The sequence below is a fragment of the Paraburkholderia tropica genome (assembly GCF_900109265.1).
In the GTDB taxonomy this organism is placed as follows: domain Bacteria; phylum Pseudomonadota; class Gammaproteobacteria; order Burkholderiales; family Burkholderiaceae; genus Paraburkholderia; species Paraburkholderia tropica.
Genome location: NZ_FNZM01000004.1, coordinates 106093 through 129923, shown reverse-complemented (window position 1 = coordinate 129923; position 23831 = coordinate 106093). Strand labels below are relative to the sequence as shown.

Below are 23831 nucleotides of genomic sequence, written 5' to 3'. Positions count from 1 at the left end.
GGGATGAAGGGCACTGCGCCGGTGATCAGGCGCCGCTGTTCTCTCCACCGCCGTTGCTGCCGCCTTCGATTTCCTGGGTGGCGCGCGCGAGGATGGCCGCGATGCGGCGCTGCTCGTCGGGCGCGACGTCCGTGCGGCGCAGCAACGCGCGCTTGAGCGCGCGGCGCGCGTCGATCAGCTCGCGCACCCAGCCGGTGCCGTCCGACGGGTCTTCGCCCGCGAGCGCGCGGCGCATGACTTCCATCTTGCGGCCGAAGTGCGTGAGCTTGGCGAGGATCAGGTCGGCGCGTTCGCGATTGGCGTCCAGATACTGACGACCTTCGTCGGACAGCTCGTAACGCTTGCGATTGCCTTCGAGCGTCACGCTGACGTAGCCGAGTTCTTCCAGATACGTGAGCGCCGGATAGACCATGCCGGGGCTCGGGCTGTAGAAGCCGTTCGAGCGCGCGTCGAGCGCCTTGATCAGCTCGTAGCCGTGGCTCGGGCGTTCGGCGAGCAGCACGAGCAGCATCAGTTGCAGGTCTTCCGAGCTGAACTTGCGGCCGCGGCCGAAACCGTCGCCGTCGCCGAAGTTGCCGAAACCGCCGCCGCGGCCAAAACCTTCGCTGAAATCGCCTGGGCCTTCGCCGCCGCGATGGCGGCCCATGGCGTGGCGCAGCGCGTGCAGAGGGTGGCGCATCGCGAAGCGGGCGGTGTGCATGTCGCCGCGGCCGAAGCCGAAAGCGAAGGCGCGCTCGCTGCGTTGTTCGTGGCGTTCGCTACGTTCATGACGTTCGGCAGGGCCGAAACCGTCCTGGCGGCGGTCGGCGAAATCGCGCTCCGGCTGGCCGTGACGGCCTCGACGGCCGTGGTGTCCGTGATGACCGGACAGGTGATGGTGGTGGCGCATAGGGCCTCCTTAACATTTGAGTGTCTTAAAACATGTCTTAAGATATATATCGTAAGAGCGTTTGTCAAAGAGAATTTTGGGGGTGCGATCGCAGCCATCGAGCACGAAGTCGCGCTCCGACCACCGATAACGCCGCTGCATCGCGCAAGGCCGGCAAGCGCGCCGTGCCGGGAAATCAGCCTGCTTGGTGCGCATCCGCACTTAACGCCTTACAGTTTGCGATCACGATCTCCCGACTGGTCAGCAGGGGAAGTCGATGACTGCAACGAACGAGTGGGCGGCCTCCGAAGGATTTGCAGCAGTGAGTCCCGCGAGTGCGCAAGCGCTGGCCAGATCAATGGATGACTATGGGGTCGGCGTCCTTCACGAGATTGTCCCGGCCGCGATCCTCGCGAAACTGCGAAGTTTCATCGAGCAGCAGATCGAGCAACACGGCGGGCAGTACTTCAGCTTCGAAGGCAAATCATGGATCACCGGCACCTGCCTGCAGCCCTTATTCGAGGATGCGGGTCTGCAGGGTCTGCTGCGATCCCTCTATGAAAGGAAGATGCGCGCATCGCCGCCGAGCAGGCGGATCTTCCCGGTTCTGCGTGTGCTGACCGGTACGCACGGATTGCGGCATGCGCTCAATTTTCACTACGACTCGTATGTCGTGACGGTGCTGATCCCCATTCTGATTCCCCATGCGCCGGGTGAGCCGCCGGGGCATCTGGTGATGTTTCCGAATTTGCGCAATGCGAGGCGTTTTGCGGTGGTGAATATTCTCGAAAAGCTTCTGGTCGAGAAACTGCTGAAACGGTTATGGCGCAATGAGGGCGTGCAGCAACGCATGTCGGCAAAACTGATACCGCTGACGCCGGGGAATCTCTACTTCTTCTGGGGCATGCGCTCTCTGCACGCGAATCAGGCGTGTTTGCCGACGAGCGTGCGAAGCACGGTGTTGCTGCATTTCGGCGATCCTCATGAGGACAGCGTGTTTAAAGGTCTTTCCCAGCACATGCACGCAAGGCGGTTGCGACGCATGGCGAGAGATTGAATAGCGGAGCAAGTGCGGGCTTACGCGGGTTATTCAAATTATTAGGGCGCTCTTTCGTGGTTCGCTGCATGCAGCAATGCCGCGGGTTTTCCGCTATTCAGTAAAAAGAAATAGATACTTTGAATAGCTGAAATTAACGGCGAGCCCTCGCCACAACGCGGCGCGTAGCGGCCTCGCTCATCTGGCGCCTCCATCAAGCAACCTTCTCCCAGCAGATCGACGCGATCGGCAGGCACGCGCATGCGTGCCGCTTCGAATCATCGCGCCGGATTGTTCAGAATCGCCTCAAGGTAATGTGTATGTAATGATCTAAAAATACAAAAAATATCGATGATGTATTCGTAGTGTTTCGGCGTGATCGCGATGGAGTGCCTAGGTGAATATTGATTTCTTCTTGACGACCTTTTTTAGCATTTGTATAAATCAACACAAATAAAGCAAAACATCGCTTTTTTCCTCGTGGGCCGCTATGACACGACGCTTCGTGTCTGGCATGCGGGTCTGCGATCTTCGCCAACGGATTTCGACCGGATTGAAGGTGTATCGGGCAGGCCTGCTGTTCCGGTCGGATCCGCGATTGGATCCGGTTCTCCACTCATCTATCACGTATCGATTAGTAACCCTTATGAAAAAAACACCACGCCTGCTGCTGGCCAGCCTCATCTTCGGGCTGATCGGCGTCGGCACGGCTCACGCGCAAAGCAGCGTCACGATGTACGGCATTCTCGACGCGGGGCTCAGCTATCTGAAGACCAGCGACGGCAATCGCTATACCTTGCAGAACGGCACGATCTACGGCAATCGCTGGGGCTTGAGAGGCAGCGAGGATCTCGGCGGCGGCCTTCGGGCGATCTTCCAGGTCGAGTCCGGTTTCCAGATCGGCACCGGCAAGTCGTCGCAAGGTAGCCGGCTGTTCGGGCGTCAATCGTTCGTCGGGCTGTCCAGCTCGCGTTGGGGCACGGTCGATGCCGGCCGCATGTATGAGCCGATCGTCGATCTCGTCCATCCGCTGACGGCGGACGGCTCATACGGTAGCGTTGTGTTCGCGACGCCGGGCGACGTCGACAACAACGACTTCAGCTCGCGCGTATCGAACGCGATCAAGTACGTTTCGCCAATCATCAACGGCCTGAAATTCGAGGCGCTGGTCGCGCCGGGCGGCGTCGCGGGATCGCTGGGGCAGGGTTATACGTGGTCGACGGCGGCGGTCTACAGCACCGGTCCGTTCAAGATCGCGGCCGGTTATCACGACTCCGTCAACGCGAATTCGACCAATGGCGGGCTGCGTACCGGCTGGACCAGCAGTACCGACGACGGCCAGTTCGAAGGCGGATCGATCAACTCCGCCTACGAAACCGCACACGTGCTGGGCATCGGCCAGGCCGCGGTGCAATACGATAGCGGCCCGTGGCAGATCGGCGTGGGCTACAGCAACGCCCGCTATACCGCCGACGGCGAATCGACGTTCGCGAACACGGAAACGTACAACACGGGTCGCGCGTACGCCTTCTACCGGATCACGCCTTCGGCCACTGTCGGCATGGGCTATATCTACACGTCGGCGAAGGGCGATGCATCGGCGCATTACAACGACGTGAGCGCGGGCGCGTTCTATTCCGTGTCGAAGCTGACCGAGTTGTACGCAGTCGCCACCTTCCAGCGCGCGAGCGGCGTGCAGCGCACCGCGGACGGCGGCCTGCAGGCGGCGCGTGCGGACATCTCGTCGTACGGGATCGACGGCACGGGTACGCAGACGATCGTGGTCGTCGGCATGTACCACTCGTTCTGATCTATCGCGCCTCGCGCCAACGGACGCCCGGCCGTGTCTTGGCCGGGGGTTCCGTGTTCAACGCATCACGGCGATACCGGACAGCTCACCGGCTTGCCCTTGCCGTGCTCGCCCTGAAGCGCGCGAACGCCACCGGCGATGGCCTGCGAGAGCGCATCGACGGCGCGGCGATGACCGGCCACCAGCGCCTGATAGCCGTCGCCGACCGGTTCATTGAGCACGCTGCGGCAGGTCATGACGGTCTGCGAGTCGAGCGAGCGCACGCTCCAGACCGCGTCGATCAGCGCGTGCGAAGCGGGCCACGATTCGAAGCGCTGCACGTTCACGCTGACGCGATAGACCGGCACGCCTGCGGGATGCGGCGAGCCGTACACGTCGATCGTATTCAACTGCTGCGTGAGATCGCCCGACAGCGCGCGGCGAATCTCGTCGCCGGGCATCGACGCCCAGCGTTCCTGTTCGAGCACGCGCACCTGGTTCGCGTCGGTCTGCACGACGAACTGCGCCTTCGCGACTTGCGGCGGCACGTCGACGGGCGCGAGTTCGATCAACGACGCCGGATTGCCGTCCTTCGGAGCGGCAGCGGGCCGAGTGCGCGCCGCGTCGTCGCTCGGGCTCAGCGTATAAAAGTGGCTGACGGGCGAGGCGCAGCCCGCGAGCGCCGCCGCGAGCGCGAGTGCCGGGACGGTGGCCCGAAGCGACAGAAACCGGAACGTCATGGTTTGTCTCCTGATTTGCCGCGCAGCAGCGACTCCGGATGGCGCTCGAGGTAATCCGAGAGCGAGTTCAGCGATTGCAGCGTGCGCGTCAGTTCCTGCAGCGCCTGGTGCACGTCCGACTGCAGTGGCGAATCCTGCTGCAGCGTGGACTGAGCGGCGCTGAAGGTTTTCTGCGCTTCGGCGAGTGTGCCCTGCATCTGGGGCAGCAGCTCATTGTTAACCTGACCGAACATCTGATTCGCGCTTTTGAGCGACTCATTGAGGTTGTTCCCGATCTTGTCGAACGGAATCTGATTGAGTTTCTTCGTGATATCGGCGACCTGCTGCTGGAGTTCGTCGAGCGAATTCGGCACGGTCGGCAATTGCATCGGATCGTGGTCGAGATCGGCCTTCGCGGGCGCCGCCTTCGGGAACATGTCGAGCGCGACGTAGAGCTGCCCCGTCAGCAGATTGCCGTTGCGCAACTGTCCGCGCAGGCCGTGTTGCACGAGGCGCTCGATCAGCGCGTGGCTCTGCGGCGAATCCGGTGGCGGCGTCGGACTGCCGCGCGAGCGGCGCACAAGGCGCAGCGGATAAAGATTCATCGTCACGGGCATCGTGAAATTGCCGCTCTTCGCGTCATAGTCGATGCCGATATCGGTCACCTGGCCGAGCACGATGCCGCGGAAATCCACGGGCGCGCCGACCGACAGCCCGCGCAACGACTGGTTGAAGTTCATCACCACGCGAACGGGTTTGCCGTCGGGTTCGTGCATCGCTTCGCTTTCGTCGGACGCGAGCGTGAAGCCCGCGTTCGCCGGCGCCTGAGCGCCGGCCGCTTCGCCCGGCGGCGTTTCGAACGCGAGGCCGCCCGCCATGACGGTGGCCAGCGACTGCGTGTTGACCTTGAAGCCGCTCGAATCGAGCTGCACGTTCACACCGCTCGCATGCCACCAGCGCGTATTGACGCCCACGTACTGATCGTAGGGCGCGCGCACGAACACCTGCACGGTCACGCCCGAGCCGTCCTTGTCGAGCGAATAATTGATCACCTGACCGACCTGCATGCGGCGATAGAAGATCGGCGTGCCGATATCGAGCGAGCCCAGATCCTTGCTGTGCAGCGCGTATTGATGCCCCTTCTCGTCGATGGTGACGGCAGGCGGCGTTTCGAGGCCCGTGAAGTCGTGCGCGGTTTCCGCCGAGCGGCCCGCGTCGGCGCCGATGTAGGCACCGGAGAGCAGCGTGCCGAGACCCGACACGCCGCCCGCGCCCACACGCGGACGCACCACCCAGAAGCGGCTGTCCTTCGTCGCGAAGCTGCCGGCGTCCTTCGTCAGCTCGACCGTCGCGAGCACGTGCGAGAGGTTCGGCGAGAGCTTGACCGCACGCACCGAGCCGATATCGACATTCTTGTACTTGACCTTGGTTTTGCCGGGTTCGAGCCCTTCGGCGCTCAGAAAGCTGATGGTGATGGTGGGGCCGCGCATGGCGACCGATTTCGCCACGAGGCCGATGCCGATCAGCGCGGCAACGAGCGGCACGATCCAGATGAGCGACGGCAGCCAGCGTCGCGGCTCGACGATATCCGGGTCGTTTGCATCGGGCGGTGCAGCGTCGCCGGAAGGTGGCCGGATGCCTTTCGGACTAGTCATTCGAGTGTTCCTTTGTGTGTTGCGGGCGTTCCTGCGTGGCGCCGGGAACCGGATCCCAGATGAGCCGCGGATCGAACTGCATCGACGCGAGCATCGTCAGGATCACGACGGAACCGAAGGCGATCGCGCCGGGTCCGGCAGTGACGACGCCGAACGAGCCAAAGCGCACCAGCGAAACGGTGAGCGCGATGACGAAGATGTCGAGCATCGACCAGCGGCCGATGAATTCAACGATGCGATAAAGCGTGGTGCGTTCCGCCGAGCGCCAGGTGGAACGGCGCTGCGAGGTCAGCGCGAGCAGCCCGAGCGCCGAGAGCTTGAGCAGCGGCACCATGATGCTGGCGATGAAGACGATGGCCGCAATCAGCCACTCGCCCGTCAGCCAGAAGTGAACGATGCCGCTCAGGATGGTGTCGCCGCGATCGTGTGCGAGCGTCGCCGTGTTCATGATGGGCAGCACGTTCGCCGGGATATAGAGAATCGCCGCGGCGGACAGCAGCGCCCACGTGCGGCGCAGCGCATCGGGCCGGCGGGTGTGCAGCGGCGTATCGCAGCGCGTGCAGCGCCGGTCGTGCGCGTGCGGCTGCCGCGCTTCCAGTTGTCCGCAGACGTGGCAGCAATCGAGGCCCGCTTCGCGCGCGGTCGTGGGGCTGGGCGTTTCGCGTCCTTCGCTGTGCTGACGGTGCTGATGGTGCTGATGGTGCTGATGGTGCTGATGGTGCTGATGTCGCGGCGACGGCGAACGGTCCGCTCCGCGAGCGCGCAACCCATCGACGACATCCCAGAGCCCGCGCGGATCGAACGCCGCGATGACAGCCAGCATGAGCGTCAGGGCGGCGAATGCGAACAGGGCCGTTTCCGGAATCACGCGCGCGATGCTCACCAGTTTGACGATCGCAACGAGTATCCCGACCATGAAGACTTCGAGCATGCCCCAGGGCCGCACGAAGCGAAGCGCCTTCATCATGAGGTTGAAGCCCGGCGCGACGATGCCGCGGCGCAGTGGCAGCAGCACGTAAAGCAGCGCGACCATCTCGATCAGCGGGAACAGAAAAGTCGCGCAGAACACCATCGACGCAACGGACTGCATGCCCTCGCGCCACAGCACCACGAGCGCGCCGAGCAGGCTCGACTGCGAGGTGATGCCGTTGGCGTCGAGTTCGATGATGGGAAACGACTGCGCGATGAGGAAGGTGACGAGCGCCGCGACCGTGATCGCGCCGATGCGGTCGAGTTGCGCCGCGTTTTCGCGGTAGAGCGCGGTGCTGCAACGCGAGCAGCGCGCGGACTGGCGACGCTGCAGGCGCGGCTTGCGGTAAAGCGCATCACAGTGGCGACACGCGACGAGTGTGGGGTAGGGCATCCGGGACTATGTGGGGAAAAACTTGTATAACGATCCGCCTGGATTTGCCGCGTTTTCAGCTGGCAGCGCGCGATCCCGCTGGAAGGAGCGATCGCCTTGTGCGGCGATCGCCCCCACGTTCGCGGGCCGGCGCCCGGCGATCAGGTCTGCGGCGGCTGCCAGCCCAGGCCTAGACTCTTTTGCAGCGAGACGTAATCCTTGAGCAACTCCGCCTGGCCCGCGACCACGTCCTGCTGCGCCGAAAATTCAGCACGTTGCGTATCCAGCAGATCGACGAGGCTGACCGTGCCTGCGCGATAGCGCTGACGCGTCAGGTCCGCCGAACGCAGCGCCGACTTCTGCACTTTCTCCAGCGTCGCCAGATGTTCTCGCTGATAGCCGAAACGCGAGAGGCCGTCGTTGGCGTCCTTGAGCGCGCCGAGCACGGTCTTTTCGTAGTTCGCGATAGCTTCGTCACGCGAGGCTTCCGCGCCGTGCACCGCGCCGAGCGTGCGGCCGAAATCGAACAGGTTCCACGAGAGATAGGGCGCACCGAGCCACGTGGCGTTGGACTTGCGGAACAGATGGCCGGGGTCGGCGGCCGAATAGCTCAGATCGCCGTACAGCGTGACCTTCGGGAAGAAGTCGGCGATATGTTCGCCAATCTGCGCGTTGCTCGACGCGAGGCGGCGCTCGGCGGCGCGAATATCCGGGCGTTGCTCGAGCATCTTCGCCGGATCGCCCACGGGCACCGTGGCCGGCAGCGCGGGCAACGCACGCGGCTGCGCCAGTTCGGCGTCGAGCGCGCCCGGCGCCTTGCCGGTGAGCACCGCGAGTTGATCGAGCGAGATTTCCACTTGCGCCGCGAGCGGCGTGAGCGTCGAGCGGGTGTTTTCGACCTGGGTCGTCAGGCGCTCGACATCGACGTCGGCGGCCGTGCCGCCCGCGCGCCGCTGCTCGGTGAGCGTGAGACTCTGCTGCTGAAGCTCGGCGGTGCGTTGCGCGATGAGCAGGCGCTGCTGCTGATCGCGCAGATCGATATAGGCCTGCGCGACTTCGGCGGCCATCGAGACCTGTGCATCGGCGAGGTCCGCGTTGACGGCCTGGGACTGCGCGTCCGCGGCTTCGATTGCACGGCGCGTGCCGCCGAACAGATCGATTTCCCACGAGGCGTCGAAGCCGGCGGTGTAGAGCGAGAGCGGGCCGCGTCCCGACGAACCCGCGCTGGAGTCCGCCGACGACAGCGCGCTCAGATCGGGCTCGCGCATGCGGACCGCGGCGGCGTCGGCGCTGAGCTTGGGCATTTCGGCCGCGCGCTGCTGCTGCAATTGCGCGCGCGATTCGCGCAGCCGCGCCTGCGCCGCGCGCAGGTCGGGGTTATGCGCGAAGGCGGCGGCGATCAGCGTATTCAGTTGCGGGTCGTTCAGCGCCAGCCACCACTGGTTGGGAGCGGGCGCGGTCGCGACGATGCCCTTCGCGGGCGTGCGCACGAAGCTGTCCGCGCTGGCCGCCTCGGGCGCCACGGCGGGCGCGCCGTGGTAGTCCGGACCCACCGTGCAGGCGGCCAGCAGGCTGGCGGCACAGGCCACGGCGAGTGCGCCCGCACGAGGGCGGAGGGTAAAGGTTGTCATCATGTTCGATTCTTTAGCTTCAATGACCGGCGGAAGGAGCGGCGCCAGGGCGCGGATTCTTGAGCAGCGCGGCAAGCGGAATGCACGCGAGCAAGGCAATACCGAGCACCCAGAACGTCTCCGAATAGGTGATGACGGTCGACTGCGTCTGGATCTGGGCGGCCAGTTGCCCCAGCGCCTGCATCTTTGCGTAGGCCATGTCGCCGGTCTGCGCGAAGAAACTCGCCGCGCTCGCGGCGATATGCGCCTGTCCGTTGACCGAATTGTTCGTGACGGCCTCGCGAAGCACGGCCGTATGGAAGGTTTCGCGCCGGTCGATCAGCGTGCCGATAATCGCGAGGCCCACCGAGCCGCCGAGATTGCGCGCCATGTTGTAGATGCCCGCCGCGTCGCCGGATTCTTCCCGCGTGACCGTGGCCATCGCCGCCTGATTGAGCGGCATCATCGAGAGGATCTGGCCGACGCCGCGCAGCAGCTGCGACCACGTGAAATCGTGCCCGACGCTCTGCGCCGTGAGCGTGGTGTCGAGCATGCAACTCCACGCGAACAGCAGCAGACCCGTGATCACCAGCATGCGGATATCCACCTTGCCCAGCAGACGCGGCAGGAACGGCATCGTCAACATGGCCGGGATGCCGGAGAGCAGCATCACCATGCCCGACTGCTCGGCGTTATAACCGGCGACCTGGCTCAGAAACTGCGGCAGCAGATACGAAATGCCGTACAGCCCCGCGCCGACCATGAAGACGATCACGTTGACGCTGGCGAAGCGCAGGTTGCGCATCAGCGAAAGACGCAAAATGGGCTTTTTGGCGACGAACTGGGAAACGGCGATCAGCAGCATCCCGAACAGCGAAACGAAGGTGAGCGTCACGATCATCTGCGATTCGAACCAGCGTTCGCGTTGTCCCTCTTCGAGCACCACGGTCAGCGAACTGAGGCCGATAGCGAGCCCCATGATGCCGATCCAGTCGGCCTTCAAAAAGGCTTCCCAATGCGGACGATCGGGACCGAGCCCGTAAAGCAGCAGCGTGATCAGCGCGAGACACACGGGCAGGTTGACGAAGAAACACCAGCTCCAGCTGATGTTTTCCGCGAGCCAGCCGCCGACCACCGGACCCAGCAACGGCCCGAGCAGCGCGGTCAGCCCGAATATCGTCATGCCGATCGGCAACTGCGACGGGGGCAGGCGGGTGCGAATGATGGTCTGCGCGGTCGGGATCATCGCGCCGCCCGTGAAACCCTGGCCGATACGTCCGGCGATCATGATGGCGAGCGAGCCCGACCAGCCGCACATCATCGAAAAGCCGATGAACAGTGTGGCGTTGACGAGCAGGAAATTGCGCAGGCCGAACACGCGCGTGAGCCACGCCGCGAGCGGAATCATGACGATTTCCGACATCAGATAGCCCGTGGAAATCCACGTACCCTCGGTGCCGGTCGCGCCGATTTCGCCCTGAATCTGTGGCAGCGCCGAGTTCGTGATCGAAATGTCGAGCGTGGCGATGAGCGCGCCGAGCGCGCCCGCCGCGACGGCGATCCAGTCCGACGTGCTTGCGCGCTCGCCGTGAGCATGCGGGGCGTGCCCCGTCATGCCGGCGGGACTGGTGGAGCTGGCATTACTCACGATGGTTCTCGGCGTCGATGCGTCGATCGTCGTCGCGCGAGCTTCGCGTATCGACCTCGGCGGTCACCGACATGCCGGGCAGCAGCACCTTGCGCGTTTGCGGACCGGTTTCGAGGCGGATGCGCACCGGCACGCGCTGCACGATCTTCGTGAAGTTGCCGGTTGCGTTCTCCGCCGGCAGCAGCGCGAATTGCGCGCCGGTGCCCGGCGAGAAGCTGTCGACGACGCCGTGAAGCTTGTGTCCGGAAAGCGCGTCGACGGAAATTTCCACCGGCTGACCGATGCGCATGCGCCCGATCTGCGTTTCCTTGAAGTTGGCGGTCAGATAGGTGTCCTGAACCGGGACGATCGAGAGCATGCGCGTGCCGGGCTGCACGTACTGTCCCACGCGCACCGTGCGGTCGCCGACGCGGCCCGAAATGGAACTCGTGACGACCGTATGGTTGAGGTCAAGCTGCGATTGCGCCGCGCTCGCCTTGGCCGCTTCGAGTTGCGCGCGGGCCTGGCCGAGCTGGGCCGTCAGCGCGCCCACCTGCGAGCGCGCCGATTCGACGGCCGCGTGATCGGCGGCCAGCGTGGCCTGCGCCTGATCGCGCGAGCTCTTGAGTTCCGAAAGCTTCTCGGCCGTTTCCGCACCCGACGCCGCGAGCGGCGTGTAGCGCGCCACTTCGTCCTGCGCATGGCGCAGGCTCACGCGCGCCACGTCTTCCTCAGCCGCGGCCTGCGCGATCTTCGCGCGCTGCTGCGTGAGCTGCGCTTCGGCCTGCTGGATATCGGCATTGCGCGCATCGACCGTGGCGCTGGCCTGGTCGAGTGCAGCCTGATACTGGCGCGTGTCAAGGCGCACGAGCGGGTCGCCGGCCTTGACGGCCTGATTGTCCGCCACGAAAACGTCGGTGATATAGCCGCTCACCTTGGGCGCAATGGTCACGCTATCGGCCTGGAGATAGGCATCGTCGGTGCTTTCGATAAAGCGCCCGACGAGCCACCAGTGGCCCGCCCAGCCCGCTGCGGCGGCGAGCGCCAGCAGTGCGCCGCCGATCACCATGCCGCGCCGGGAACCGCGTGCGGGCGCGTTGGGAGTGGTTTCCTGATCAGCGCGCCCAGGCGCTCCAGCAGTCGTCGACATGGTTAACAAACCTTAATTTATTCCAGATGGACGAATTATTCCACTCGGAAGATATCTGTCAAGTGTTATATTTTGGAAGTTTTCATTGACGTTTCTTTTTGTATGAACGAACCACGACGACCCCGTCACCCCGGCGAGGGCGGCTACGCACGCGGCGAAGAGACTCGCCGAAAGCTGATCGACGCAGCCATTTCCCTGTTCGGGCAGCATGGTTTCGCGGGCGCGTCGACGCGTGATATCGCGGCGCGCGCGGGCGTCAATGCGCCGGCGTTGCAGTACTACTTCGAAAACAAGGAAGGCGTGTACCGGGCGTGCGCGGAGGCGATCGTCGACGACGCGCTTCAGGTGCTCGAACCGGCGCTTTTACGCGCTCAAGCGACCTTGAAGGACGAGAACGCCTCGCAGGAGGCGCTGATCGAAGCGTTCGTCGCACTGCAATGCACGATCGCCGATCTGATGTTCAAGAAGGGGCGCGAGACCGATCGCCGGCTCTTTTTTGCCCGCGAGCAGGGCGGCGGCGAGCCGGAAATCGGCACGCAGGTGCTGCGTGAACGCTTGCGTGCGCCGATGAACAAGGTCAACGCGGCACTCGTGGCGCGCATCACGGGACGTGCGGAAAACGACCCGCTGACCATCGTGCGAATGATCAGCATGTGGGGGCAATATTTCGCGTTTCACGTCGCGCGCGAGTCGACGCTTTCGATGCTCGGCTGGGGCGATATCGACGGGGAAAACGCGGAGTTCGTGAAGACCGTCGTCAGCGCGCAAACACGGCTGTTGCTGAATTCGTGGCGCAACGAGGCATGAAGTTTCGACGTGGCCGCCTGCGGCTTCATCATCATCATTTTTCTTCGTGCCGCCGCGCGAATGTTGATGCGCCTGCCGCGGACGGCAGGCCAAAGCGCGGCGCGAGCGCGGTTTAATCGTCCGTCACGTCCTTGAGCAGCACGCGTCCGTCGAGCATCGGCTTGGCCAGCGTGACGGCGTAGCCGCTGCGAATCTGCTGGATCACGGGGCGTTTCAGATTGTCCTGATGCGTCGACTCGCTGGTCCAGCGTTCGAGTTGAACCATTTCGTTCTTGTCGTCGGCGTTCTGATACACCTCGAACGAAACGTTGCCGGGCGCGGCGCGAAACGTCGGCGAAACGGCCGCGACATCTGCGTGGAATTGCGCCGATTCAGCGGGTTTCACCGAAAGAAACACCAGCACGTTGCTGGTCTGATTGCCTTGCGCAATCTGCTTCGGCTGAATGCCGGCGTCCGGCGTGGCCGGAATAATGCGCATGTGCGCAATGCCGCCATCCAGATCGGCCTTCGCGGCCTGGTGCATTTCAAGCAGCGCCGGCTGCTTCATATGCGCCTCGTAGGCCGCCTGATCTTTCCATTGTTCGAGCACGTACAGCGTAGTCGGCGAAGTCGTCGACTGAAACACGGTGAACGACAGATTGCCCGCTTCCTCGCGCGCATTGGCGGCGTTGTGGCGCAGCGCTCGCAGGAAAGGCTGCAATTGCGCCGCTTTAACATGCAAGGTCGAAAGATTCGAATAGGGCAGCGCGTTCGACGAAGCGTCTGGCGCGGCAGCGAAGGCCGAGGCGGCGATCAGCGCGGAACTTGCGAGCACAACGAGTTTGCCGGTGCGATTGCGGAGTGTGGCGAAGCAGGAATGGCGCATGAGTAAAGGCAACTCGCTCAAAAGGGAAGGTGGCCGATGGTGCCAGATCCCGCGCAATCAAACATGAAGAATCCTTTAGGTCACGGCGATTACGGCGATCACGGCGCGCCTGAAGGCGCCTGCGCTGTTCGGCCAACACGCTGAGCGATGCGGGAGTCGTGGGGGCGCCCAACGTTCGGGCGTCCCCACGGCGTCTTACACGAAGACCTCCGGATACACGAATCGCGCGACATCGACGCGTTCCTTGATGAGCCCGAGCCCATGGAACGTATCGACGATATCCTGCTGTTCCTTGACGATGTCGGGCGTCACGGCAACGGTCGTGTAGTGACGGCGTTCGGTCGATAGCAGCAACACGCCTGGCGGCACGCCCAGTTGCGGCGCGAGCAGGCTCGCCGTTTCCTGCGGATGGCTTTGCGTCCAGGTGTTCGCGTTGCGCAGTTCGCGAAAGAGCACGCGAATCACGTCCGGATTGGCCTTCACGAATTCCGGGCGCGCGAGATGGAAGGTCCGGTTATTCGAGAGGCCGGTGCCGTCGCGCAGCACGCGCGGCGACGTGGCGAGTTGCTGGCTGGCGAGGAACGGATCCCAGAGGCCCGCGGCATCGACATTGCCGGACAGATAGGTGGCGCTCACATCCGCTGCGCTCGTGAGATAGACGGGCTCGATATCCGTGTATTGCAGGCCGGCTTCGTTGAGCGCCCGCACCAGCAGATATTGCACGTTCCAGCCGCGGCCGATCGCCACTTTCTTGCCGCGCAATTCGCGGATCGAGCGTATCGGCGAGTTGGCCGGCACGAAGATCCCGATTCCCTTCGGATACGGTTGCTCGGCGCCGAGATAGACCGCGTTCACGCCCGCGGCATTGGCAAAGGCCGACGGCGTATCCGCCGCATGACCGAAGTCGAGCGCGCCCGCATTGAGCGCTTCCGTGAGTTGCGGCCCGGCCGTGAACTCGGCCCAGCGCACGTTCCAGCCCAGCGGTTCGAGCGCGCGTTCGAGATGGCCGGTGCCCTTGAGGATATTGAGCGTGTTGAACTTCTGATAACCGATGCGCAGCGTGCGCGTCTCGGCGGCGCGCGCGATCGACATGAAGGCGGGCGCGGCGACGGTGCCCAGCGTGGCGGCCGTCAGCGTGTTGATGAAACGTCGACGTTGGATATCCATAGGATGACTGATCAAAGTGGAAATATCGAAGCCGCGATCGACCGGGATCAGTCGCGGCTTGCGTTGAATTAGCTCAGCAGCGCCTTCACGCGCGGGACGACGTGCTGCGCGAACGTGCGCATATCCGCCTCGAAGGGCTGGAATTGCAGCATGAACAGTTCGACGCCGGCGCGATGAAAGTCGGCGATGCGCTGCGCGACCGTGTCGTAGCTGCCCACGAGTTGCGCGGCCGTGCCGCCGTTCGATCCCACGCGCGCCGACTGTGCGAAGGTCTGGAACATGACGGCCTTCGGGTCGATGTTCGCCTGCTGGCGCTCGCGCAGCGGACGGTCTTTTTCCGCGAGCGCGAACAGGTGCGCGTGATGCTCGTGCGCTAGCGCGTCGGTCTCGCGCGCGATCACGAAAGCCGAGAGGCCGTAGCGCAGCGCGGGAAGGCCTTGCGGTCGTGCACGCGCGGCAACGTCGCCGATCAGACGCTGCACGTCGTCGAGCGGCTGGCCGTTGATGAACCACACGTCGCCTTTATCCGCCACCAGTTGACGCGCCGGTTCGGATTCGCCGCCCACGTAGATGCGCGGACGTTCGCGGTAAGGATCGGCGGGGCGCAGTGCGTAGTCGTCGACGCGAAAATGTTCGCCGTCGAACGACGTGCGTTCGCCGCGCAACAGCGAATCGACCACCGTGATCCATTCGCGGCCGTAGGCATAGCGCGCGTCGTGTTCCGCGAAGCCGATGCCGGCGCGCTCCAGTTCGGGACGGTTCCACGCGTTGACGAGATTGATCGCGAAACGGCCGCCGCTGATGTGTTCGATCTGCTGCGCCATCTTGGCGAGCACGACGGGATGGTAAAGATAAGGCTTGATCGCCGCGATGATCTCGATGCGCTCGGTGAGCGCCGCGAGCGCGGCCGAGGCGGTCCACGCTTCGAGCTGGTCGAGTTGCGGATCGTGCGGATTGATCGTGTGCTGAGCGACGAGAACCGAGTCGTAGCCGAGGCGTTCGGCCTCCAGCACGAGGGCCTTGTTGCGAGCCCACGACGCGTCGTAGGGCTCGGCGGGATCTTGCAGGGCGGCGCGGCTGCCGTGGACCAGAGCCCAGACACCGAAACGGGGCAGCGGGTGAGACATGAGCATCATCTAGGTTGACGGAACGATCCGCCATGATGCGCTTTTGGTTGCTCTTGCGAGCGAAGCATTTTTTCTATCGATGTTCCTGGAACGGCTAACGCGCGGCGGCCCGAACCATCACCAGATCCCGATGGAGATCGTCGCCGCATTCAAACGTGGTTTCGCCGACCGTCGCGAATCCATTGCGCTCGTAAAAGCGGATGCCGCGCGCGTTCTGATCGTTGACGGTGAGTCGGACCGCGCCATTCAATGCGGCGAGCGTGGCCGTCACCAGCTTTTGCGCCGCGCCGGTGCCGTGATACGCCGGCAGTACATAGCACCGGGTCAATTCCGCGATGCCGTCTGCGAGCGGCATGTCCAGCACGTCAGGACGATGAGTCAGCACGCTGAAACCGACGACATTCCCGCCATCGTCCACGACGCGCACATCGAAGTTGCCGTCCGCGAGAATCGATTCGAAGCGCGACGGCGTGAGATTCTCGTCGATATATTTTCGAAGCTCGAATTCGGGCGTATTCGCGGGACAGGCGAGTGCGAATGTCTGGATCGCCACTGCGCTGATGGCGTGTGCGTCGGTTTTCGAAGCTGTACGAATGTGCATGGTTTAAACCCGTCAATTACGCCGATGGTGTGAATCACTCGTTTATGCGATCTATGCGATCACGGAAGCGGGCCGCGGACGCGCCGCGAGTGCCGTGGCCGCCTCGATACCGATGCCGGTCATGCAGAGCAGGCGCACGACGATCTCGTCCTTGACGCTGCCCGAGATCCGGCCCGTGGTGATGGCGAGGCTGGCGCCGACAATCGCGTGCGCGCTCAGGTGCCAGACAAGATCGGGATCGGAGACGCTGAACAGTCCCGCCTCGACGGCGCGGCGCAAATCGCGAATCGCGAACGGCCCCATGCGCCGGAACAGCGCGTCGGCGATCACCTCCGAGCGGAACAGCATTTCCTTCCAGCGGATATCCGTCGTGGCCGCTTCGAGCACCGTGCGAATGCCGAACGCGTAGACCTCGGCCGGATCGGACAGGCCGGCGGTCGCGCGTTCGATGCGCAGCGCCAGCTCGTGCATCATGTCCTCCAGCACCGCGATCGCGAGTTCGTCCTTCGATTTGAAGTAGTTGTAGACCGTTCCCGCGCCGACGTCGGCGAGATCGGCGATCTCCAGCATCGTCGCGGCGTCGATGCCTTTCTCGCTCATGATCGTGCCGGCGGCCTTGATCAGCGCCTCGCGGTTACGGCGCTGCCGCCGCGCCACGCGTCCTTCCTTTTCGCTTTCCTGGGCCGAAGCGCTCATCGAAATCCATCCAGAGTCATTGTTGACGATCATTCTAATCCGAATGGGCACCCGCCAGGCTGCGTGGCGGTGCGTTCCATGGGGACAAATGATCCGCGATCATTGACTATGAGCGAATATCGTATCTGAGCGTTTACCATATGTGACGAACATTCAGTTTTGATCTACATTCTGTCTCAAGCGGCGTGCGGATGCGCGGGTGGCCGGGCGGCAGGCGTCCCGGGCAGCGGCATCGCACCTTGCAACATCAGCCCAGCAGGGCGACGAATCCAGGAGACAGAACATGAACGCCCCCGCCTCAAGCCCGAATTCCCGCTTCGATGCCGACGTCGCCATCATCGGCGGCGGTCCCGTCGGCACGCTGCTCGCCATCCTGCTCGGTCAGCGCGGCAAGCGCGTCACGCTGGTCGAGCGCTGGTCGAAGGCGTACGGGCGGCCGCGCGCCGTCACCTACGACCACGAAATCGCCCGCATTCTCGCGACGCTCGGGATCGACTCGGAGCACGATCCGGCCATCTCGTATCACGACGAGCTGTATTACTGGAAAGACGCGCGCGGCGAGAATCTGCAGATCGTCGATTGGCAGAGCCAGTCGGCGTCGGGCTGGCGCGTGCGTTACTGGTTCAATCAGCCCGACCTCGAAGCGCGGCTCACGCGCATCGTCGACGGTATGCCGGGCGTCACGCAATTGCGTGGATGGGAGGGCACGGAGCTGGTCCAGGACCGCGACAGCGTGACGGTGTCGCTCAGACGCACGCCGCAGGAAGTTGGCGAGGGTGGTGGTGATGTCGATGTCGATGCCGATGCCCGCGTGCTGCGCGCGCAGTACCTGGTGGGCGCGGACGGTGCGAACAGCTTCGTGCGCGAGGCGCTCGGCATCGAGAACGAGGACCGCGGTTATTTCTTCGACTGGCTCATTCTCGACCTCATCCCGCGCGAGGCCTACACCGCGCAGCCGACGCAGTGGCAACTGTGCGATCCGAAGCGGCCGACGACGATCGTGCCCGGCGGCCCGGGTCGTCGACGCTGGGAGTTCATGGTCCTGCCGGGCGAGTCGGCCGAGGAATTGCAGACGACGCGACGCGCGTGGGAACTGCTGGCGCCCTGGGGCATGACGCCCGACAACGCCGAACTCGAACGCAGCGCGGTCTATCGCTTTCAGGCGCGCTGGGCGAAGACCTGGCATCGCGGCCGTTGCGTGATTGCGGGCGACGCCGCGCATCTGATGCCGCCGTTCGCGGGCGAGGGCATGTGCGCGGGGTTGCGCGATGCGTTCGCGCTCGGCTGGCGTCTGAACGCGATGCTCGAAGGCCGGATGTCCGACGCCGTGCTCGACAGTTACACCACGGAACGCCTTGAACACGCGAAGCATTACATCGAGTTCAGCCAGGCGCTGGGCAAGATCATCTGCATTGCGAACGAAAACGAGGCCGCCGAGCGCGATGTGAAAATGAAGGCCGATTTGCTGGCACGCAACCATCAGCCGGTGCCGACCGATGTGTGCCATCTGGGACCGGGCGCCTGGTCCGCTGGATCGGCGCATGCGGGCGAGTTGTCGGTGCAGGGCGTGGTCGAGGCGAACGGGCGGCGCGACCGTTTTGATCAGGCCGTCGGGCATGGCTGGTTCGTGATCGGTCTGGATGCCGATCCGGCGCAGGCGCTCGGGCCCGAGCGGCTGGAGCAACTGGCGCTGATCGAAGGCCGCACGGCGCGCATCGCCACGCCGGGTGGTGAAAATACGGCTTGCGATGCGCTGGATATCGACTCAACGTACCAGCAGTGGCTCGAAAAAATCGAGGCAAGCTATGTCGTGCTGCGGCCCGACTTTTATGTGGCGGCCACGGCGAGCAGCGCGGCGCAGTTGCGTGAGCGTTTCGACGAAGTCATCGCGAAGCTCCATGTTCGCGTTCGCGACGTTGCCTGAGTACGGAGGGCGTTCATGACTGCGAGTTTCACCTACGATATGCATCCGGGCCGCATTCTGTTCGGACCGGGAACGCTTGACGCCGTCGCCGACGAAATCGCGCGACTGGGCGCGAAGCGCGCGCTGATTCTCTCGACGCCGTCGCAACGTGCCGACGCGCAGAAACTGGCCGCGCAGATCGGCCCGCTGGCGGCGGGCGTGTTCAGCGAGGCGGCGATGCATACGCCCGTGGCGGTCACGCGCGATGCGCTCGCCGCGTTCGATGCGGCGCGCGCGGATTGTCTCGTGTCGCTCGGCGGTGGATCGACGATCGGCCTGGGCAAGGCCATCGCGTGGCGCAACGACGCCCCGCAGATCGTGGTCGCGACGACCTATGCCGGTTCGGAAGTCACGCCGATCCTCGGCCAAACCGAAGACGGCATCAAGACGACCGTGCGCGATCCGAAGATCCTGCCGGAAGTGGTGATCTACGATCCGGCGCTGACGCTCGGCCTGCCGGTCACGATGAGCGTGACGAGCGGCCTGAACGCGATCGCACACGCGGTGGAGGGCGTCTACGCGCGGGATCGCAATCCGGTGACGTCGCTGATGGCCGTCGAAGGCGTGCGGGCGCTGCGCGATGCGCTGCCTGCGATCGTCTCGCGCCCCGACGATCTCGCCGCCCGATCCCGTGCGCTTTACGGATCGTGGCTGTGCGGCTCGGTGCTCGGCACGGTCGGCATGTCCTTGCATCACAAACTCTGCCACACGCTGGGCGGCAGCTTCGATCTGCCTCACGCGGAAACGCACGCCATCGTACTGGCGCATTCCGCGGCCTATAACGCCAATGCGGCGGCGCAGGAACTTCAGCCGCTTGCGCAACTGTTCGGTGGATCGATCGGCGGCGGCCTCTACGACTTCGCGCGCTCGCTTGGCGCGCCGCTTGCCCTGCGCGATCTCGGGCTGACATCCGCGCAACTCGACGCAGCCGCCGACCTCGCGGTGCGCAACCCGTACTGGAATCCGCGGCCTGTCGAGCGCGACGCCGTGCGTGCGTTGCTGCAGCGCGCGTGGGACGGCACGCGGCCGGAATAATGGCTCGTCAACATATTAAAAGGAATGCTAAACATGTCCCAGTTCTTTACCGAAGCCAGTTCGGAGCACGCCGTGAATGCACGCATGGGCGTGGAGGTCGACGCGCGCCTGAAGACGGTCATGGCCTCGCTCGTCAAGCATCTCCACGCCTTTATCAAGGACGTTCATCTCACGCAGGACGAGTGGGAAAGCGCCATCGAATTCCTGACGCGCACCGGACAGATTTGCGGCAACGAGCGCCAGGAGTTCATTCTGCTGAGCGATACGCTGGGTGTGTCGATGCTCGTCGATGCGATCAACCATCGTCGCCCTGATGGCGCGACCGAAAATACCGTGCTCGGTCCGTTTCATGTGGCCGAGTCGCCGCAGCGCGAGATGGGCGCATGCATCACGCTCGATGGCAAAGGCGAAAGCTGCATGTTCGAAGGGCGCGTGCTCGATCTTCAGGGCAATCCGGTGGCCGGTACGCGGCTCGATGTCTGGTCCGATAACCCGGAGGGTTTCTACGACGTTCAGCAGCCCGGCGTTCAGCCGAAATGGAACAATCGCGGCATCTTCACGACGGGCGCCGATGGCGCATACCGTTTTGTCGGCATTAAGCCGGTGTCGTATCCGATTCCCGACGATGGCCCGGTCGGCAAGATGCTGGCGGCGCTCGGGCGGCATCCGTACCGGCCCGCGCATATGCATTTCATTGTGACTGCGCCCGGTTTCGAGAAGATCGTCACGCACACCTTCGTGGGCGACGACGCCTATCTGAAATCCGATGCGGTATTTGGCGTCAAGGAGACGCTCGTTGCGCCGTTCGAACGCGTGAACGACGGCAGCACGCGCTGGCGGTCGACATTCGATTTCGTGCTGACGCCGGAGTGAATAAGGCGTTGAGTTTGCCGACTCGATTGCAAAGTGCTTAATAAGTCATCCAATTTACTTATTGAATGGGTGACGAAAAGCGCTATCCGCGCAAGGTGTGGATGGCGCGTTAGCGCGTTCGTCGTTTGCATAACCTGCCGTTTACCCTCGATAGTCCCGCTCACGCGCGTTTCCTATGTTGTGCAAGCTGGCCGTGAAACCGGCCGGCGAACCCACAACGGTCGAACAGGAACGACAATGAACGGCAGCGCAGGCGCTCGCGACAATGGCTACGGAAAGAGTGCAGTGAACGCCGCTGGCGGTTGGCCGAATACGGCCGCGATGCTGTCCAGCGGAATCGCGGCGGGCCTCACGGGCGCGATCTGCATCTGGATTTACGAAGCGGTGGTCTGGGTTGGCGTGCAGCATCTATTGACGCTCGGCGGCATCCCCAGCAACGCCACGGGCCTCGTGTTCGGCAAGCATGTCCAGCAGAGTCTGGGCATTGGCGCTTATGTGCTCGGCACGATTATTCACTTCGCGTTCGCCGCCGCGTGGGGCGTGCTGTTCGCACTCGTCTGGCCGTATTTCCAGCGTCGCGGCTACGAGGCGACATTCATTGCGTTGTTCTACGCGATCCTTGCCTGGATCGCCATGCACGTGGCGATTTCCATCGCGTCGGACAATCATCCGAATTACTTCGATCCCAATGTCGTTATCGGCGGATTCATGTCGCATTTCTGCTTCACGGTGCCGCTGGCGCTCGTGGTGAAGCGCCGATACGCCGCGCTGCGAGCATCGCAACGATAGGGCGCTGCGCTGCGCCGTCATGCGCGCCTGTCTACGCGGATGGCGGTTTGTTCTGCAGGCTCGCCGCTCGCAGGAAATCGAAATCCACGCCTTCGTCGGCTTGCGTGACGCTCTGCAGAAAGAGCTTGCGGTAACCGCGCTCGGCTGTGGGGCGCGCGATCGGCGTCTGTGCTGCACGCTGCTGTAGTTCGTCGTCGGAGACGAGCAGCGTGACCTCGCGATTGCGGACGCTCAGGCGAATGCGGTCGCCATTTCGAACATAAGCCAGCGTGCCGCCCGCAGCGGCTTCGGGCGTCACGTGAAGGACGATCGTGCCGAACGCGGTGCCGCTCATGCGGCCGTCGGAAATGCGCACCATGTCTTTCACGCCGGCCCGCGCGAGCTTGCGGGGAATCGGGAGGTAGCCCGCTTCGGGCATGCCGGGCGCACCCAGCGGACCGATGTTCTTGAGGACGAGCACGTCGTCGGCGTTCACGTCGAGCGCTTCATCGTCGATGCGCTGCATGAGGTCTTCGACCGTCTCGAACACCACGGCGCGTCCCTCGTGCTCCATCAATCGCGCGTCGGCGGCCGACTGCTTGATGATGGCGCCGCCCGGCGCGAGATTGCCGCGCAAAACGGCCAGGCCGCCTTGCGGATAAACCGGCTGCGAAAACGCACGCACGACCGTTTGCGCGAAGCCTGGGCCGCTCGCCTCGATCTGCTCGCCGAGCGTGAGACCGCTGACCGTCATCGCATCGAGATGCAGCAGCGGCTTCAACTCGCGCAGCAGCGTGGCGACGCCGCCGGCGTGATGGAAATCTTCCATGTAGTGCTGGCCGGTCGGTTTGAGGTCGAGCAGCACGGGCGTTTCCTTGCCCATCCGGTCGAGCGCGTCGAGATTGATCTTGTGACCGACTCGCCCGGCGATCGCGCTCAGATGCACGATGGCGTTGGTCGAGCCGCCGATCGCCAGCAGCACGCGCATCGCGTTGTCGAAGGCGTGAGGCGTGAGAATCCGGTCGATGCCCAGCCGCGATTTGGCGAGCTTCACGGCGGTTGTGCCGGTTTGCTCCGCCACACGGATACGATCGGCCGTGACCGCGGGCGGTGACGCACCGCCGGGAACCGTCATGCCGAGCGCTTCGGCAATACAGGCCATCGTGCTCGCGGTCCCCATGACGGAGCACGTTCCCACGCTCGCCACGAGCTGGTTGTTGACGTCGTCGATCTCGTCCTGATCGATTTCATTCGCGCGGAACCTGGCCCAGTAGCGACGGCAATCCGTACACGCGCCCACGCGTTCGCCGCGATGCGAACCCGTGAGCATCGCGCCGGTGACGAGCTGAATGGCGGGCAGACCGGCCGAGGCCGCGCCCATCAATTGCGCGGGCACCGTCTTGTCGCAACCGCCGATCAGCACGACGGCGTCCATCGGTTGTGCGCGAATCATTTCTTCCGTGTCCATCGACATCAGATTGCGCAGATACATCGACGTGGGCGACGCGAAGCTTTCGTGAATCGAAATGGTCGGAAAGTCGATCGGCAAACCGCCCGCGAGCATGACGCCGCGCTTCACGGCTTCGATCAGTTGCGGCATGTTCGCGTGGCAGGCGTTATAGCCGCTGCCGGTGTTGACGATGCCGATCACCGGACGTTCGAGCGCCTCGTCCGTGTAACCCGCTCCTTTGATGAACGCTTTGCGAAGGAACAGCGAAAACCCCTGATCGCCGTAAGAGGTCAACCCGCGCGTCATGCCCGTTGCTTCAGCGGGGTGGTGCGGGGCGTCTTTCTTGTCAGCCATGGCGTTCTCCGGAAGGTGTGCTGGCTTGTTTTGGCTATGCCGTTCGATCGCGCGACGACGTCGGTTTGCTGCCAGCGTACACCGCTTGCCGATTCGGCCACTCCGGGCGGAACGCGCGCCGGACTGCGAGGAGATCGCGCGTCTGAACACCACGCGCGACGCCGCCTCGAAGCACGCCAGATTAAATAGTGCCGCATCGGATTCCGCCGCCGCGAGCCCGCCCGTCAAGGCTTCCCGCGACCCGAAAACGCCCGATCTTCCTGACATCCACGAAACACGCCGTAATTTTCCGTGCGATGTAAATGAGAATGCTTCTCATGTATATTCAC

Annotated in this window: 20 protein-coding genes; 7 read left to right on the top strand and 13 right to left on the bottom strand. The window is 64.0% G+C overall.

Annotated features, from left to right (window positions below):
- Positions 1 to 25: 25 nt before the first annotated feature.
- Positions 26 to 889: a PadR family transcriptional regulator gene (locus tag BMY06_RS07325; protein ID WP_074982380.1), complete on the bottom strand. Its 864-nt coding sequence runs from the start codon at positions 887 to 889 to the stop codon at positions 26 to 28.
- 256 nt (positions 890 to 1145) lie between these two features.
- On the opposite strand from BMY06_RS07325, the gene BMY06_RS07320 reads away from it, so the two are divergent.
- Together BMY06_RS07320 and BMY06_RS07315 are read left to right on the top strand one after the other, a co-directional pair.
- Positions 1146 to 1925 (top strand): hypothetical protein, encoded by a 780-nt coding sequence (locus BMY06_RS07320; protein WP_124260528.1) that lies wholly within the window; start codon positions 1146 to 1148, stop codon positions 1923 to 1925.
- Between the two features lie 625 nt (positions 1926 to 2550).
- Entirely contained in the window at positions 2551 to 3714 is a 1164-nt protein-coding gene (locus BMY06_RS07315) for a porin (RefSeq protein WP_065060645.1), read from the top strand.
- Between the two features lie 65 nt (positions 3715 to 3779).
- Here the strand turns inward: BMY06_RS07315 and BMY06_RS07310 are convergent, their stop codons facing one another.
- The 6 genes from BMY06_RS07310 to BMY06_RS07285 form a co-directional block, all read right to left on the bottom strand.
- Positions 3780 to 4433, bottom strand: coding sequence for a PqiC family protein (locus tag BMY06_RS07310; RefSeq protein ID WP_074982376.1), 654 nt, complete (start codon positions 4431 to 4433; stop codon positions 3780 to 3782).
- Entirely contained in the window at positions 4430 to 6067 is a 1638-nt protein-coding gene (locus tag BMY06_RS07305; protein ID WP_074982374.1) for a PqiB family protein, read from the bottom strand. Before BMY06_RS07305 ends, BMY06_RS07310 begins: the two co-directional genes overlap by 4 nt.
- On the bottom strand, positions 6060 to 7430 hold the full coding sequence (locus tag BMY06_RS07300; protein WP_074982372.1) for a paraquat-inducible protein A: 1371 nt from the start codon (positions 7428 to 7430) through the stop codon (positions 6060 to 6062). The genes BMY06_RS07305 and BMY06_RS07300 overlap by 8 nt, the downstream gene beginning before the upstream one ends.
- 140 nt (positions 7431 to 7570) lie before the next feature.
- Positions 7571 to 9040: an efflux transporter outer membrane subunit gene (locus BMY06_RS07295; protein ID WP_074982671.1), complete on the bottom strand. Its 1470-nt coding sequence runs from the start codon at positions 9038 to 9040 to the stop codon at positions 7571 to 7573.
- Between the two features lie 19 nt (positions 9041 to 9059).
- On the bottom strand, positions 9060 to 10667 hold the full coding sequence (locus BMY06_RS07290; RefSeq protein WP_373681588.1) for an MDR family MFS transporter: 1608 nt from the start codon (positions 10665 to 10667) through the stop codon (positions 9060 to 9062).
- On the bottom strand, positions 10660 to 11796 hold the full coding sequence (locus BMY06_RS07285) for an HlyD family secretion protein (RefSeq protein WP_065060650.1): 1137 nt from the start codon (positions 11794 to 11796) through the stop codon (positions 10660 to 10662). The genes BMY06_RS07290 and BMY06_RS07285 overlap by 8 nt, the downstream gene beginning before the upstream one ends.
- A gap of 102 nt (positions 11797 to 11898) precedes the next feature.
- On the opposite strand from BMY06_RS07285, the gene BMY06_RS07280 reads away from it, so the two are divergent.
- Positions 11899 to 12603 (top strand): CerR family C-terminal domain-containing protein, encoded by a 705-nt coding sequence (locus tag BMY06_RS07280; RefSeq protein ID WP_065060651.1) that lies wholly within the window; start codon positions 11899 to 11901, stop codon positions 12601 to 12603.
- 112 nt (positions 12604 to 12715) lie between these two features.
- On the opposite strand, the gene BMY06_RS07275 is transcribed toward BMY06_RS07280, so the two are convergent.
- From BMY06_RS07275 to BMY06_RS07255, 5 genes are all read right to left on the bottom strand, one after another.
- Entirely contained in the window at positions 12716 to 13468 is a 753-nt protein-coding gene (locus BMY06_RS07275) for a putative quinol monooxygenase (RefSeq protein WP_065060652.1), read from the bottom strand.
- Between the two features lie 195 nt (positions 13469 to 13663).
- Positions 13664 to 14635 carry an aliphatic sulfonate ABC transporter substrate-binding protein gene (locus BMY06_RS07270; RefSeq protein ID WP_074982368.1) on the bottom strand — a complete coding sequence of 324 codons (972 nt, stop codon included), beginning with the start codon at positions 14633 to 14635 and terminating at the stop codon, positions 13664 to 13666.
- Positions 14636 to 14703: 68 nt separating this feature from the next.
- Positions 14704 to 15762, bottom strand: coding sequence for an LLM class flavin-dependent oxidoreductase (locus BMY06_RS07265; protein ID WP_074982669.1), 1059 nt, complete (start codon positions 15760 to 15762; stop codon positions 14704 to 14706).
- Between the two features lie 94 nt (positions 15763 to 15856).
- A complete protein-coding gene (locus tag BMY06_RS07260; RefSeq protein ID WP_074982366.1) occupies positions 15857 to 16363 on the bottom strand; it encodes a GNAT family N-acetyltransferase in 507 nt (168 codons plus the stop codon).
- A gap of 51 nt (positions 16364 to 16414) precedes the next feature.
- Positions 16415 to 17059, bottom strand: coding sequence for a TetR/AcrR family transcriptional regulator (locus BMY06_RS07255; protein ID WP_065060714.1), 645 nt, complete (start codon positions 17057 to 17059; stop codon positions 16415 to 16417).
- Between the two features lie 283 nt (positions 17060 to 17342).
- Here BMY06_RS07255 and mhpA point away from each other — a divergent pair, with 283 nt between their 5' ends.
- From mhpA to BMY06_RS07235, 4 genes are all read left to right on the top strand, one after another.
- Positions 17343 to 18983: a bifunctional 3-(3-hydroxy-phenyl)propionate/3-hydroxycinnamic acid hydroxylase MhpA gene (mhpA, locus tag BMY06_RS07250; protein WP_074982364.1), complete on the top strand. Its 1641-nt coding sequence runs from the start codon at positions 17343 to 17345 to the stop codon at positions 18981 to 18983.
- 15 nt (positions 18984 to 18998) lie between these two features.
- Positions 18999 to 20057 (top strand): maleylacetate reductase, encoded by a 1059-nt coding sequence (locus tag BMY06_RS07245; protein WP_074982363.1) that lies wholly within the window; start codon positions 18999 to 19001, stop codon positions 20055 to 20057.
- A gap of 33 nt (positions 20058 to 20090) precedes the next feature.
- Positions 20091 to 20930, top strand: a complete 840-nt coding sequence (locus BMY06_RS07240; RefSeq protein ID WP_074982361.1) for an intradiol ring-cleavage dioxygenase — start codon at positions 20091 to 20093, stop codon at positions 20928 to 20930.
- Positions 20931 to 21251: 321 nt separating this feature from the next.
- The gene (locus tag BMY06_RS07235; RefSeq protein ID WP_244144367.1) at positions 21252 to 21719 is read left to right on the top strand and encodes a hypothetical protein; all 468 of its coding nucleotides are present in this window, start codon (positions 21252 to 21254) and stop codon (positions 21717 to 21719) included.
- A gap of 31 nt (positions 21720 to 21750) precedes the next feature.
- Here BMY06_RS07235 and BMY06_RS07230 read toward each other — a convergent pair whose 3' ends face one another.
- Complete coding sequence (locus BMY06_RS07230) at positions 21751 to 23502, bottom strand: IlvD/Edd family dehydratase (RefSeq protein WP_074982357.1); 1752 nt, start codon at positions 23500 to 23502, stop codon at positions 21751 to 21753.
- Positions 23503 to 23831 lie beyond the last annotated feature (329 nt).

What these genes read in the sequence shown, in the direction of transcription:
- BMY06_RS07325 (WP_074982380.1), bottom strand. Translation starts at nt 889, where the DNA reads ATGCGCCACCACCATCACCTGTCCGGTCATCACGGACACCACGGCCGT.
- BMY06_RS07320 (WP_124260528.1), top strand. Translation starts at nt 1,146, where the DNA reads ATGACTGCAACGAACGAGTGGGCGGCCTCCGAAGGATTTGCAGCAGTG.
- BMY06_RS07315 (WP_065060645.1), top strand. Translation starts at nt 2,551, where the DNA reads ATGAAAAAAACACCACGCCTGCTGCTGGCCAGCCTCATCTTCGGGCTG.
- BMY06_RS07310 (WP_074982376.1), bottom strand. Translation starts at nt 4,433, where the DNA reads ATGACGTTCCGGTTTCTGTCGCTTCGGGCCACCGTCCCGGCACTCGCG.
- BMY06_RS07305 (WP_074982374.1), bottom strand. Translation starts at nt 6,067, where the DNA reads ATGACTAGTCCGAAAGGCATCCGGCCACCTTCCGGCGACGCTGCACCG.
- BMY06_RS07300 (WP_074982372.1), bottom strand. Translation starts at nt 7,430, where the DNA reads ATGCCCTACCCCACACTCGTCGCGTGTCGCCACTGTGATGCGCTTTAC.
- BMY06_RS07295 (WP_074982671.1), bottom strand. Translation starts at nt 9,040, where the DNA reads ATGACAACCTTTACCCTCCGCCCTCGTGCGGGCGCACTCGCCGTGGCC.
- BMY06_RS07285 (WP_065060650.1), bottom strand. Translation starts at nt 11,796, where the DNA reads ATGTCGACGACTGCTGGAGCGCCTGGGCGCGCTGATCAGGAAACCACT.
- BMY06_RS07280 (WP_065060651.1), top strand. Translation starts at nt 11,899, where the DNA reads ATGAACGAACCACGACGACCCCGTCACCCCGGCGAGGGCGGCTACGCA.
- BMY06_RS07275 (WP_065060652.1), bottom strand. Translation starts at nt 13,468, where the DNA reads ATGCGCCATTCCTGCTTCGCCACACTCCGCAATCGCACCGGCAAACTC.
- BMY06_RS07270 (WP_074982368.1), bottom strand. Translation starts at nt 14,635, where the DNA reads ATGGATATCCAACGTCGACGTTTCATCAACACGCTGACGGCCGCCACG.
- BMY06_RS07265 (WP_074982669.1), bottom strand. Translation starts at nt 15,762, where the DNA reads ATGTCTCACCCGCTGCCCCGTTTCGGTGTCTGGGCTCTGGTCCACGGC.
- BMY06_RS07260 (WP_074982366.1), bottom strand. Translation starts at nt 16,363, where the DNA reads ATGCACATTCGTACAGCTTCGAAAACCGACGCACACGCCATCAGCGCA.
- BMY06_RS07255 (WP_065060714.1), bottom strand. Translation starts at nt 17,059, where the DNA reads ATGAGCGCTTCGGCCCAGGAAAGCGAAAAGGAAGGACGCGTGGCGCGG.
- mhpA (WP_074982364.1), top strand. Translation starts at nt 17,343, where the DNA reads ATGAACGCCCCCGCCTCAAGCCCGAATTCCCGCTTCGATGCCGACGTC.
- BMY06_RS07245 (WP_074982363.1), top strand. Translation starts at nt 18,999, where the DNA reads ATGACTGCGAGTTTCACCTACGATATGCATCCGGGCCGCATTCTGTTC.
- BMY06_RS07240 (WP_074982361.1), top strand. Translation starts at nt 20,091, where the DNA reads ATGTCCCAGTTCTTTACCGAAGCCAGTTCGGAGCACGCCGTGAATGCA.
- BMY06_RS07235 (WP_244144367.1), top strand. Translation starts at nt 21,252, where the DNA reads ATGCTGTCCAGCGGAATCGCGGCGGGCCTCACGGGCGCGATCTGCATC.
- BMY06_RS07230 (WP_074982357.1), bottom strand. Translation starts at nt 23,502, where the DNA reads ATGGCTGACAAGAAAGACGCCCCGCACCACCCCGCTGAAGCAACGGGC.